This is a genomic window from Roseateles amylovorans, assembly GCF_025398155.2.
In the GTDB taxonomy this organism is placed as follows: domain Bacteria; phylum Pseudomonadota; class Gammaproteobacteria; order Burkholderiales; family Burkholderiaceae_C; genus Roseateles; species Roseateles amylovorans.
In genome coordinates, this window is sequence record NZ_CP104562.2 from 4,092,917 (window position 1) to 4,105,722 (window position 12,806).

General features: G+C 66.6%; 11 protein-coding genes. 1 reads left to right on the forward strand and 10 read right to left on the reverse strand.

Going from position 1 to position 12,806, the window contains the following annotated elements; translation table 11 throughout:
* Positions 1 to 22: 22 nt before the first annotated feature.
* From N4261_RS16930 to N4261_RS16965, 8 genes are all read right to left on the reverse strand, one after another.
* Complete coding sequence (locus N4261_RS16930; protein ID WP_261756453.1) at positions 23 to 1,219, reverse strand: FemAB family XrtA/PEP-CTERM system-associated protein; 1,197 nt, start codon at positions 1,217 to 1,219, stop codon at positions 23 to 25.
* Positions 1,216 to 2,103: an XrtA system polysaccharide deacetylase gene (locus tag N4261_RS16935; protein ID WP_261756454.1), complete on the reverse strand. Its 888-nt coding sequence runs from the start codon at positions 2,101 to 2,103 to the stop codon at positions 1,216 to 1,218. Before N4261_RS16935 ends, N4261_RS16930 begins: the two co-directional genes overlap by 4 nt.
* Positions 2,104 to 2,258: 155 nt before the next feature.
* Entirely contained in the window at positions 2,259 to 3,386 is a 1,128-nt protein-coding gene (locus N4261_RS16940) for an XrtA/PEP-CTERM system-associated ATPase (RefSeq protein WP_261756455.1), read from the reverse strand.
* Positions 3,387 to 3,398: 12 nt separating this feature from the next.
* Positions 3,399 to 4,952, reverse strand: coding sequence for a TIGR03016 family PEP-CTERM system-associated outer membrane protein (locus N4261_RS16945; protein WP_261756456.1), 1,554 nt, complete (start codon positions 4,950 to 4,952; stop codon positions 3,399 to 3,401).
* Positions 4,953 to 4,956: 4 nt separating this feature from the next.
* Positions 4,957 to 6,006 (reverse strand): XrtA-associated tyrosine autokinase, encoded by a 1,050-nt coding sequence (locus tag N4261_RS16950; RefSeq protein ID WP_261756457.1) that lies wholly within the window; start codon positions 6,004 to 6,006, stop codon positions 4,957 to 4,959.
* 4 nt (positions 6,007 to 6,010) lie between these two features.
* Positions 6,011 to 7,603, reverse strand: a complete 1,593-nt coding sequence (locus tag N4261_RS16955) for an XrtA system polysaccharide chain length determinant (protein WP_261756458.1) — start codon at positions 7,601 to 7,603, stop codon at positions 6,011 to 6,013.
* A gap of 115 nt (positions 7,604 to 7,718) precedes the next feature.
* Entirely contained in the window at positions 7,719 to 8,297 is a 579-nt protein-coding gene (locus N4261_RS16960) for an XrtA/PEP-CTERM system exopolysaccharide export protein (RefSeq protein ID WP_261760743.1), read from the reverse strand.
* Positions 8,298 to 8,695: 398 nt separating this feature from the next.
* The gene (locus N4261_RS16965) at positions 8,696 to 9,613 is read right to left on the reverse strand and encodes a ThiF family adenylyltransferase (protein WP_261756459.1); all 918 of its coding nucleotides are present in this window, start codon (positions 9,611 to 9,613) and stop codon (positions 8,696 to 8,698) included.
* 344 nt (positions 9,614 to 9,957) lie between these two features.
* On the opposite strand from N4261_RS16965, the gene N4261_RS16970 reads away from it, so the two are divergent.
* Positions 9,958 to 10,911: a PEP-CTERM sorting domain-containing protein gene (locus N4261_RS16970; RefSeq protein WP_261756460.1), complete on the forward strand. Its 954-nt coding sequence runs from the start codon at positions 9,958 to 9,960 to the stop codon at positions 10,909 to 10,911.
* 361 nt (positions 10,912 to 11,272) lie between these two features.
* On the opposite strand, the gene N4261_RS16975 is transcribed toward N4261_RS16970, so the two are convergent.
* A complete protein-coding gene (locus N4261_RS16975; RefSeq protein ID WP_261756461.1) occupies positions 11,273 to 12,010 on the reverse strand; it encodes a hypothetical protein in 738 nt (245 codons plus the stop codon).
* Positions 12,011 to 12,035: 25 nt separating this feature from the next.
* Positions 12,036 to 12,791 (reverse strand): YiaD family glycine zipper/OmpA-like lipoprotein, encoded by a 756-nt coding sequence (locus tag N4261_RS16980; RefSeq protein ID WP_261756462.1) that lies wholly within the window; start codon positions 12,789 to 12,791, stop codon positions 12,036 to 12,038.
* Positions 12,792 to 12,806 lie beyond the last annotated feature (15 nt).

Below are 12,806 nucleotides of genomic sequence, written 5' to 3' on the forward strand. Positions count from 1 at the left end.
GGGGCGGCGGCGCGGACGCCGCTCAGCCCAGGCTGCGCACGATGTGCGGCCCCAGCCAGTTGGCGACGCTGATCGGCAGCTTGCGCCAGGCCTTGATCATCAGCTGGTATTTGGCATTGCTGGGATTGTTCTGCGGCACCGCATCGCGCTCATAGAGACAGTACTCGTAATGCAGCGGTGTGGGCTCGAAACCCCAGTTCTTCTTGAAGGCGAAGGAGCCGGTGTCGTGCTTGCTGCGGCCGTAGTCGAAGACCTTGAGACCGCGGGCGCAGGCCCGGCGCATCAGCTCCCAGTACTTGAAGTCATTGGCCGCGAGGTCGCGCGCCGCGACCGCATCGCCGGCGTAGTACGGCAGCACCTCGTCCCGGAAGTAGAAGCTCAACACGCCGGACAGCGGCGTGCCCTGCGCATCGGTGACGATCAACACCTCGGCCGCCTCGCCGAAGGTGTCCAGCAGCGACTGGAAATAGCGCTTGGACATCGCCGGTGTGCCGTGGCGGTGGACGTTGTCCGCATACAGCGCGAAGAAGCGGTCCACGCCGCGATCGATCTCGGCCTTCAGCTCGTTCTTGATGCCCTTGCGCACCATGGCGCGCTGCTTGCGCGGGATGGCCAGCAGGTTGGCCTCTTCCTCCGGCAGGATCTCCTTGCGGAAGGTCACATACAGGTCCTGATGCGGCCAGTCCTCATGGCGGCGCTGCACATTGCGCAGCTCCAGATGCTGCACCCGCAGCGCGCGGGCCTGCGCCTGGGCCGCTTCCTCCAGCGCCTGAGCCGCGGCATCGGTCTCCGCCGCCACGCCGCCGTACACCGCGAACGGCAGGCCCACCAGCGCATGCCCGAACAGGCGGCTCTTGTTCTCCGCCAGCGGCAACACGCCTTCGATGCGCCCGTTGCGCTCGGCATAGAAGAAGAAGCCGCGATGCCTGAACTGCGTCTTGAGGATGCGCTGCCAGGCCGACAGATGAAAGAAGGTGGCCGATGGGCAAGCCTGCACGAACGCGTCCCAGCGGCGCGCGGTGTCGACGTCATCGATGGCCAGTTGATGCACCTGCAGCGGCGCGTCGGTGTGACCGATAGCCTCAGAGCCGGAAGCCGGCGCAGCAGCAGGCACGGCAGCGGAAACCGCCACCGGCGCAGCGGCGGGAACCGCGGCGGACGCCACCGCCGCCGTGGCGATCGATCCCGATGGCACGGCGGTCAAACCTGAACTGCTCATGCCACCCTCGGCTGGGGCGTCGGGGCCGCGGTCGCTGCGGCGGTGCTGGCGGCCTCGGTGGAGGACGCGGACGGCGCCGGCAGGAACAGCTCGTCCATGCGACCCCAGTCGAAATCGGCCAGCAACTGCGCAATGCGCGCCTCGGTGCGGCCGATGTTGACGTAGTGACGGAAGCGGGTCTTGGCATCGATGCCGGCGATGCGCGGCTGCTCGGTGTCGATCTCCCACGGGTGGAAATAGAACACCGCACTGCGGCCTTCGATGCGATTGAAGCGTTCGATCATCCAGCGGGTCATGCCGTAGGGCAGCAGCCGGAACCAGCCGCCGCCGCTGCTGGGATAGTTCTTGCCGCGAAAGCGCAGCGTCGTCACCGGCACCTCGGTCAGGCCGGGCCGCACCTCATACGGAAAGCGCGGCGAGTCGGGCATGCCGTAGTGGTCATGCTGGATCGGATAGACGCTGGAGCTGTAGCGATAGCCGCAGTCCGCCAGCACATCGAAGGCCCAGAGGTTGTCCTTGCCAATCGAGAAACTCGGCGCCCGGTAGCCCTGCACCGCCACGCCGCCCAGGTCCTCGAGCAGCAGCTTGGCACTGAGGATGTCTTCGCGGAAGGCAGCCGGGCTGAGGTCGCTGGCACGCTCATGGCCGAAGCCGTGGCTGGCCAGCTCATGACCACGGGCCACGATGTCCTTCACCAGTTGCGGATAACGCTGCGCGATCCAGCCCAGGGTGAAGAAGGTGGCCTTCACGCCGCCGGCATCCAGCAGGTCCAGGATGCGCGCCATGTTGCGCTGCACCCGGCACTCACGCGACGCCCAGTCGGCGCGGTCGATGTAGGGCGCGAAGGCGGAGACCTGGAAATAGTCCTCCACATCGATGCTCATCGCATTGCGGATGCGGGCATGCGTGGCCGCACCGGATGGCGATGTCGATGGCGGAACTGATGGCGATGGCGGAGCCGAGGGGGACCCCGAGGTCCGCGCCGGACCGGTGGCTGGGTGTGTCATGTCGTGGCCTTCCTGTTCGCTGCGATCGGCCCTCAGGACCGCACCGCTCCCACGAGTTTCTGCAGCAGCGCCAAGGTCTGCTGGTTGATGCGTTCGAGTCGCAGCAGGCTGTCTTCGATGCGTTGCAGCCGGGCGTCCTGGCCGTCCAGGCCCAGGCCGGCGAGCTCCTCAGACAGCGCTCCCGCATCCAGGCCCGCCGCCCCAAGTTGTCGGCGCAGCAGACCGACATCCAAATCCACGCCCACCTCGCCTTCAGCGGAGCGGCCTTGGCGCGCTCCACTCCCGGCGGCGGCGCCCGAGGCGCTCACACCGGCGGTCACCGGCTCGGTCGCTGGCGGCGGCGCAAAGGCCGATTCACGCGACAGGTCAGCCACCACCTCTTCCACATCGGCCACCGTCAGATGGGTGCGCTCGGCCATGAAGCCCAGCAGCAGCAGGCGATCGCACAAGGTGTTGATCCGGCGCGGAATGCCCTGGCTGGCGATGTGCAGCGTGGAGAAGGCCTCGTCGTCGAAGGTCGGTTTGCCGTCGGCGCCGGCGCAGCGCAACCGGTGCTCGATGTAGCGGCGGGTGTCTTCCTCGTCGAGCGGACCGATGTGGCAGCTCGCCGCGATGCGCTGGCGGAACTGCTCCATCTCGGGCCGCTGCAAGATGGCGCGGAACTCCGGCTGGCCGACCAGGAAGGTCTGCAGCAGCGACTGGTTGCCGAACTGGAAGTTGGACAGCATGCGCAGTTCCTCCACCGCGCGCGCGGTGAGGTTCTGGGCCTCGTCGACGATCAGCAGGCAGCGCTTGCCGCGGCTGGCCTCGCTGACGAAGAAGGCCTCCAGCGCCATCAGCAGTTCGCTCTTGGGCAGGTCCTTGACCCGCACACCGAAGGCGGCGCCCACCAGGCGCAGCGTGTCCTCGGCATCGAGCTGGGTGGTCACCACATTGCCGATGACCACGTTGCTGCGGTTCAGGCTGTCGAGCAGGCCGCGCACCAGGGTGGTCTTGCCCGCGCCGATCTCGCCGGTGATGACGATGAAGCCGTCGCTGCGCAGCACGCCGTAATCCAGATACGCCTTCGCGCGGCGATGCTGCTTGCTGCCGAAATAGAAACTGGGATCGGGGCTGAGCTGGAAAGGCTTGCTGCTCAGCCCGTAGAAGGCCTCATACATGAAGTTGACTGCTCAAAAGCGCTGCGAGAGCTGCGCATACACCGCGTTCTCGCGGTAGGCGAGGAACTGATCCTCGGACCGGGTCTGGCGCAGGCCGACGGTGGCATCGGTCCGCGGACCCAGCCGGATCGTGGTGGTGGCAAACAGCGATCGCAGTCCGCTGCCCACGGTCACGCCGTCGCCGGAGCTGTGCTGCCGGGTGTAGCTCATCGTGCCGGTGGCCAACGGGGTGAACCGGTAGGAGACGCTCAGCGTGGCGCCGCGCTGGCGCACGTTGTCGGTCAACGCCAGGTCGCCGCCGCTGCCGGTCGGCGCCACGCCCAGGCGGCGGCTGGTGTTGTCGTTGGCCGAGAGGGTCAGCGTCAGGCGTGGACCGGTCCAGGCCAGCGAGACATCGGTGCGTCGCTGCAGCATGGCGGTGTTGGCGACAAAGCCGTTGCTGGTGATCGCATCCGCGCTCAGGCCCAGCGCCGCCAGCGTCGCCCGCACGATGGTGTCGCGACGGACCGGATCGGGCTCGATGCTGGTGAACTGCAGGTCCAGCAGTTGGTAGTTGTTCATCTGCCCGGTGGGCGAGCCGCCGCTGCTCACGCTCTCGGAGCTGGTCACGCGCAGCACGAACTGCGTCATGCGGTGTTCCGCCAGCAGGTTGTGGCTGTTGCCGTAGCTGTGGTGCTGCCAGTCGGCATTGAAGGTGGTGCGCGGAGACGGCGTCCACTTCAGGCTGGCGCCGTAGATGGTGCTGGTGTCCTTGCCCAGGAAATCGCTGCGCTCGCGGCCGGCGTTCAGGCCGGCGGCCCAATCGATGTCGGGGACCAGGGTCAGCGAGGCCACGGCGCTGGAGCTGCGGTTGTCCAGGCCCGTCTGGTCGTAATGGATGCGGCGGGTGTTGGCCTGCAGGCCCCAGTTCAGCAGACGGCCTTGCGGTCCGGCCAGGCTGAAGTTGACCGAGCCTTCCTTGCTGTCGCCGGCATTGGCGCCGGCGCCGCCGCTTTCTGTGGACGTGCGAATTTGGCCGTTGGCGCGCAACTCGAAGGTCGCCACGCCGGCCAGTGCCCCACGCCAGTAGGGCGTCACCGACCAGGTCCGCACCTCGGTGCGGTTGGGGCTGTCGAGCTGGTTGCTGACCGACTGCTGACCGAAGGCTGAGATGCTTTGCTGGCTGATGTTGCCCTGCACATCGACAAACAGCGCCCGCGGCACCAGCTCGGCATTGCCGCGCAGGTTGAGCTGGTTCTGCAGGCGGTTCTTCTGCTCGCTCTTGAGGTAGATGAGGCCGTCCAGCGTGTAGTCCAGCACGCCGCGCACCATGCCGGTCTGGCTGGTGACGGTCAGCCCGGGCGAGACGGTGGTGATCAGCGCGCGGTCGCGCTGGCCATCCGGCGCCAGGGTCAGGTTGTCGGTCCAGGTTTCGGACAGGCCGATGCGGGGCGTCACCGTGGTGCCCAGGCGGCGGGTGGCATCGCCCTCCTCCGACTGCGCCTGCACGCCCAGCGTGGCCACCATCAACAGGCAGGCCGCGGCCAGGCCACGGTAGGGATGAGCGAGGGCGACGAACCGCGGCATCGTGTCAGGCCTTGTCCGACGCGCCGGCCTGGCCCCGGTGGTCACCGTAGCCATAGCCGTAGCCGTAGCCGTTCTCATAGCCGTAGCCATAACCGGCACCGCTCTTGCTGCTGGCCTGGTTGAGCAGCAGCATCTTGAGCGGACAGTTTTCGATGGTGGCCACCGCCTGCTGCACCGCGCTTTGCGGGGTGCGCTCGGCCTGCACCACCACCACGATCTGGCCCATGTGGGAGGCCAGCACCCGCGATTCGGTGGTGAGCAGCAGCGGCGGCGAATCAAAGATGATGATCCGGTCCGGATAGCGCTTGGCCATGTGGTCGAGCAACGCGCTCATCGCATCGCTGGCCAGCAGCTCGGTGGCGCGGGCATGCGGGCGGCCGCTGGGCAGCAGGGTCAGCTTGTCGACATTGGTCTTGATCAGGACGCTGGACATGTCCGCTTCCTTCTCCAGCACGTCCAGCAGGCCGGGGCCGGGTGGCAGGCCCAGCATGCGCAGCATCGAGGGACGGGCGACGTCGGCATCCACCAGCATCACCGTGTTGTCGAACTCGGCGGCGATGCTCATCGCCAGGTTCAAAGAGGTGAAGCTCTTGCCCTCGCCCGGCAAGGCGCTGGTGACCATGATCAGGTTGGCATGGTTGAGCGTGGACGCGCCCTTGCCCATGGCGTTCTTGATCAGCGGACGCTTGATGTTGCGGTATTGGTCGGCCAGGAAGCTGCGCGGCGCGTTCGGGGTCAGGAACCCCTGCGCAGCCAGCGCCTCCAGATCCAGCTCGACCCGCTTGGAGCCGACATCCGGCGCGCTGCGCGCAATCATCGGCGCCTGGGGCAGCGGCTGGGCGGGCGGCAACACCGGCGCGGCCGGCATCGTGGCCGCCTCGGAGACCGGGACGGCGTGGGCCGTGGCGGTGGCGGGTGCAGCAGCAGGCACAGCAGCAGGTACCGTGGCGGGAGCGGCGCTGTGAGCGGCCGGCACCGACGGCAGGCCGACGTCCACGCCGGCCCGCTTCAGTTGTTCCAGCCGCTCGGCGGCTTGTTCGATCAGGCTTGTCATTCGATCACCCCACCTGCCGGCTCAGCCAGATCGCCATGCCGATCAATCCCAGCGCATACAGGCTGACCAGGCTGCCCGAGGCCACGCCGAAGCGCAGCAGGTCCACCTTGGCCCGGCGCCGGTCTTCCGGCGTTTCCTGGCGGGAGACCGCGCCCAGGATGGGCAGCTCCAGTCGCTGGCGCAGTTCATTCAGATCATGGAACACCGGGCGCAGCTGGCTCGCGGCGAAGGCCGCCACCAGGCCGGCCAGCAAGGCCACCACCAGGCCCGCCGCCATCAGTACCAGCCGGTTTGGTGCGACCGGCTTGGTCGAGGCGCGCGGCGGGTCGATGATGCGGAAGTCGGCCACGCCGGAGGTGTTGTCCAGGTCGGTCGACAGTGACGCCGATTCACGCCGGGAGACCATCTCCTCGTAGTTCTTCTTGATGACCTCATAGTCGCGGTTGAGCTGGGCGAACTCGGCCTCCAGCTGCGGGGCCAGCTTGATCGCCGCCTGCGCCTGCACATAGCGGCCCTGCAGTTCGTCGACGCGACCCCGCAACTGGGCCACCTCGATTTCCTTGTTTGCCAGCACCTGGGCCATGTTCTGGTAGGTCAGGCTGTCGGCACGGCCGCCGCCAGCGGTCGGATTGTTCAGAGCGGCCTTCTGCAGATCGGCCACTTCCTTGCGACGCTGGGCTTCCAGATCCTTGATCAGGCGCTGGGTGTTGATCACGTCAGGATGCTGGTCGGTGTAGCGCTGCTGCAGTTGGTCGAGGTTGCGCTTGAGGCCGTCGATGCGGCCGTCGATCTCGGGCGTGGCCAGCTTCTGCGAGCTCTCCTGCATCAGGCTCTGCAAGCTGCTGCCGCTGCTGTTGCGCTTCAGGTCCAGGTCCAGTTGCTGCTTGGCCGCGTCGCGGGCACTGACCGCTTCGCGCAGGGACAGCCGGGCGGCCTCGAGCTGGGCATTGGCGTCCGCCAGGCGGGAGGCGGAGTCCTTGCCATCGGAGGCGGTGAGCTGCAGGTTGCGCAGTCGGAATTCCTTGCGGCGGGTCTCGGCCTCTTCGAGCTTGGTCTCGTAGTTCTTGATCTGCTCGTTGAGGAAGGTCGCAGCGGTGGTGCTGTCCTTGCGGGTGGCGCCCAGGCTGGACTCCATGAAGATCGACAGCAGCGAGGCCACCACCTTCTTCGAGACGTCCGGCGAGGAATCGCGGTAGGACAGGATGTAGAGGTTGTTGGTGCTGCCGCCGGCGGTCTGGATGGACAGGTTGCGGGTGACTCGCTCGATCAGCGCTTCCTGGTCGGACTTGGAGGTGGCGCGCAGGTCCAGGTCGGCCATGCGGACCAGCTTCTCGACATTGGGCCGGCTGATCAGCGTGCGGCTGAGCATGTTGACCTGCTGCTCGGTGTTGGAGAGCACCGCCACGCCGGACATCAGCGGCTTGAGGATGGATTGGGTGTCCACATAGACCCGGGCGCTGGCCTCGTAGCGGTCCGGCACGACGAACACCACCACGGCCGCGACCAACGCGACGATCCACGACGTGATCAGGCCTGGCCAGCGGTAGCGCCACATCCGCTTGAAGACGGCCATCAGTTGCGCGATCAGGGAATCCATGCGGCGGTCTCTCTTCAACCGTTCGGGTTCAACCGGTCCAATGACCGGAACGGCGCGGTCGCCAAGGCGAGACCGGCCGATCGACGCCGGAGATCCGCCCCGGCGACGGGCTGCATCAGAAGAAGCTCTGCGGAATGATCACGATGTCGCCGGGACGCATCTCGACGTTGGCCGACACATCGCCACGGCGGATCAGGTCCTTCAGCCGCACCGAGTACTGCTTGTTGCCCTCGGCAGTGCGCAGGATGGTGGCGGCATTGCCGTCGGCGAAATCGGTCAGACCGCCGACGGCGATCATCACGTCCAGCAGCGACATCTTCTGCTTGTAGGGCAGGAATTGCGGCTTGGCGGCCTCGCCGACCACGCGGATCTGCTCGCTGTACGGACCGACGAAGCTGGTGACGATGACCGTCACCACCGGGTCGCGGACGTACTTGCCGAGTGTCTTCTCGATGTCGCGGGCGATCTGGACCGAGTTCTTGCCCTGCACCGGCAGCTCATCGATCAGCGGCGCAGCGATCTTGCCGTCCGGACGCACCGGCACGGTGGTGGACAGTTCGGGATTGCGCCAGACGATGATGTTCAGGTTGTCTCCGGCACCGACCACATAGCTGTAGTCCGCCTGCCCGGCCGCCACCGGCGCCGGCGGGAACTTGCCGGTCGAGCAGCCGCCCAATGCCAGGCTGGTCGCCATGGCCGCAGCCACAAGGCCGACGGCGCCGCCGCGGGCCTTCAGACGCGCCACAGCCAGCGTCACGCCGTGCGCCACACCCTCCACGCCGTGCTGAACAGCTTGACGAATCGATCCGATCTTCTTCATGTCCACCCCTCAGGAAGCTAGCCGGATTGCACCTCAGCGCCGCCGGGTATGGAACCCCCTGGACTGAGGGCGCCTCATTCCGGGCGTGAAGCGTTTCCGTGCTAGCGGTGAATTCAGTATCTCCAGGCCGCCGACGGCTGTGGTTTTCAGCCCCGCCGCCCTACGTTTTGACGGACCTTTTACAGATCGTCGTCAATCTGTGATCCGGCGCGTGCGAGCGTGGTCCCAACGCCGTTCATGAACGGGCGGCTTCCCTACGGTCTTCAGCCCCATCAGCGGCCCCGAAGCACGGGTTTGATCAAACTCACCAGCAACCGCTGCAAAGGGTGGGCATTCCCACCCGGGCGCCACGTCTGCTTGAGTATTCCGCGATAGGCATCGAAATGCAGTCCCCACGGCGCCGCGCGCAACGGGCCACGCTGGAGCAGCAGTTTCAGGACATTCGTGCCCATCACCCCGGCGCACAACTCGCAGGCCATGCCAGTCGAGGGGCCGCGGCGTTCCTTGAAGTTCACCGCCTCCGGCACCACCAGATAGCGCCGATTGAGCATCGCCGGCGACAGGCCGGCAATGAATCGCGCGTACTGGTCCTCGCTGGGCCGGCCATCGACCTTGAAATATTCCTCGAAGCTCATGCCGGTGGGGCTGAAATACAGGAAGGCGGCGCCCATGCCCAGCGGGGCGGCGGTCATGGCCGGAATCCCGAGTTCGCGACAGCGCTTGAATACCTTGCGACGGGTTTCCAGCACGAAGAAATCCAGGCTGTCGACATACACATCGACGCCCTTCAGAAACTCGTCGAGGTTGTCGTCGTTGACCCCTTGCGGAAACAGACGGATCTGGCTTTCGGGGTTGATGTCGCGGGCCATCTCGGCGACGACGTCGATTTTCGGCCGCCCCATGGTGGACATGAAGGCAGCCACCTGGCGGTTCATGTTGTGGACGTCGAACTCATCGAAGTCCGCGATGTGGAAATTCGCGATGCCCAGACGCGACAGCGCGAGCACGTGGGCACCGCCCACACCGCCCAGTCCCGCCACCGCGACGCGCGCGCGACGCAGGCGTTGCTGCTCGTCCTTCGTCACCCAACCGATGTTGCGAGAGAAGGCGCGGTCGTAGTCGAAGGTGAAGCCGGGAGTGGCAGCCGCTGCGGATGCGGGCCCCTCGCCGGATCGGCTGACGGTGCTCATGACGTCTCCCTGGCCGCTCGGGCGGCTTTGATGAATTCACGCAGTATGCCCGGCGGCCGTGGCGTCGCGCCCGGAGTTGAACCGGCCGTGCGGCGCCGCAAGCGCGCCGCCTGGTGGCAACCTTGTTGCCTTGGCCCGCGAGGGCCGAACCCCCTACAACTAGGGGGATGGGCCTTGTCGAGAAACTTGACAACACCCCCGAAGAATTCACGTTAGTAAATGTCAAGTCATTGATTTCAAAGGTGGATGAGTACTTGGCACGCTTGTCGCTTTAATGACTGGGCAGAAGCCGGGCACGCCCGCTTCGGACGCGCATCTGGCAAGACGGATTTAAGGAGCAACACATGTTCAAGCAAGCAAAGCTCGCACTGGCCGCACTGGCGGTGGTGGCAGCGGTGCCGGCGATGGCAGCCCCGCTGTACATCGACACCGGTCACGATTTCAATCTGGACCCCAACGGTTCGACCCGCACCGCCAACTTCACCCAGCTGGGTTACAGCGGCACGCTGGCGACGTCCATCTACCTGGGCGACCCGACGCTGCCGGGCACCACCGTGATCGACACGAACATTCCGTCGATCATGAACTTCTACGGCTTCAGCGCCGGCAACCACCCGACCCTGTCGGGCGGTACCGAGTCGTTCAACTATGCGAACGCGCCGTCTCAGAACAACATCGACGCGTTGAACAACCCGTCGGCGCCTGATCTGAACGGCTTCACCGGCGGCGTGGCCTTCCCGCAGTACGGGACGGGTGCGATCGGCGGCGTGGGCGGTGCCTGGGGTCTGACCTACAGCTACCAGATCGTCGGCACGACGATCGACAGCAACGGTGACGGCCTGTCGGACTACGTGGACTACACCACCGGTGTGTTCAGCGTGTTCTATCAAAGCGCTGCGACCGACCCGAACAACGGCAAGGAAGTGCTGCGTCTGATCGTCGACGATTCCGACATCGCGCTGGCCAACCTGAGCGTGAAGGGCTATGTCGACTACAGCTACGCTGGTGGCGACTCCTTCGTTCAGAACTTCTTCAACTCCGGCGAAGGCAAGGGCTCGCTGTACAGCAACTGGATGGCCAGCCCGATCTCGGTGAGCTGGGTGCTGGACACCAACGTGGATCCCCCGATCCCGACGCCTGACCAACTGTGGAACACCGGCTCTTCGCTGATCCGTCAATCCACGCTGGACGGTTCGCTGGTGATCAATGTGCCGGAACCGGGCAGCCTGGCCCTGGTCGGCCTGGCCCTGGCTGGCCTGGGTGTGGCGCAACGTCGCCGCGCCAAGAAGCAAGCCTGATTGGCCGGACTCCGGGCGCCGCAGGGCGCTCGGATTCGAATGAAAGCCGCTCTTCGGAGCGGCTTTTTTCGTTGGGTGCGCCACCGGCGTGGCTGGCAAGCCAGGCGTCATGACGAGTTGCGCTTGAATGCAATGCCAGGCACCTCCGGTGGCCGAGGTACGGCCCACGTGCAGCGCGATGTCTCTCTCGTCCAGACTGCCACCTCTGCGTCGAGGCCTGTTCAAGCGCGTCGAACGGCATACGGTGTTGGCTGTCGACGGCCACGTGCAGGGCCCGACGACCGCCCAGCAAAATGCCGCTTCTTCAAGCGGCATTTGCGTGTCCACGGTGCCGACGCGGGCCCGTGCCCGGCCTGTCGTTTCACCAGATCTTCTGAAAAGTCACCCCCACCCGTCCACCGCCGCGTGGCCGGAACGTCAGCGACGACTGGCCGCTCAGCTCCATCCGCAGCCCTTTGCGGATGTCCGCATAGGCCTTCTTGGAGTTGAACACCATGCCCACCCGCACCTGGCGGGCGGAGGCCGCGGGATCGCGTCCGGAGAGGTTGAAGTCGTCATAGCCGGTGGGCTGCCCCTCCACCAGCGGCGTCTGCAGGAAGACGTGCGACCGCGGCCCGGTCGGCATGGCCAGCCCGACCAGCAGACCGGTGTCACCTGACGCGCCCGCGCGCCAGCCCTGGTAGGGCGTCTGATACAGACCGCCGCCGATCGCTGCACCGCGCTGCTCGACGCCGAGCCCGACCCGCAAACCACGCGCTGCGAAGGGCTGGCCCCACACCATCGTCTGCCGGGCAAGGGCGTCGCGACCGTACCAGTTGCCGACGGCACCGGACTGTCCGGCCGTGGCCAGCGGTTGGGCCGCGCTTTGGGTGACCGAGAGGCGGGCCGACGGCCGCACCTGAACGCGCTCGTTCAGGCTGTGGCCATTGAGCGCCACATGGTCATCCAGCGAGCTGGTCTCGGACGACGAGGTGGCCTGCGCACAGGCCAACCCGGCGGGCAACAGCATCGCCGCCAATACAGCGCCTGACAGGGTGCAGGCGCCATGACGGCCGGACCGGGATCCGACCGACGACAGGGAAAGGAAGAAAGTAGACATGACTCACTCCCAGATCGATGGTGGCTCAAGTGGCCGGTTGAGACAAGTAGATTTCCACCCGACGATTCGCCGCTCGGCCGGTTTCGGTGGCATTGCTGGCAAGGGGTTCCCTGGCGCCTCGGCCTTCGACGACCAGTCGACCGCGCTGCACGCCGTGGTTCACCAGGTATTCCCGGACCGACTCGGCGCGGTCCAGGGACAGTGGATCGTTGATCGTTGCCGGGCCGGTGCCGTCGGTATGGCCCACGATGGTCACTCGCACTTCGGGATCGAGGTTGCGGCTGACTTCATCGAGCACCGGACGCATGGAGGGCTTGATGTCGGCGCGGCCGACATCAAACGAGAAGTCCGCCGGCACATTCATCTTGATCTGGTTGTCCTGGGTGCGCGCCACCTCGATGCCGGTGCCTTGGCTGGCCTGCGCCAGCGCCGCGCGCTTGTCTTCCATGCGCTTGGACCAGAGGTTGCCGGCGATCGCGCCGATCGCGCCACCGACAGCGGCGCCCGTCCCCACCTTGCCGCCCGTCACGCCGCCGATGACGGCGCCCGCAGCCGCGCCTACCGCCGCGCCCTGGGCGGTGCCGCGCTCACGTTCGCTCATCGAGGAGCATCCGGTGGCGACCAGCGCCAATGCCAGCAGCGGCGTCAATACCCAACCGGCGCGCGGAGCGAAGCCGGTATGCAGGGGGCGATGGGTCTCAGGGCAGAACGTCGCTCGACGCGTCGATCCTGGGTGCCGCAAGGTCAGCGGCGTCTGGCTGGTGGCGGGGGCATGTGGCATGGAGGTCTCCCGAGT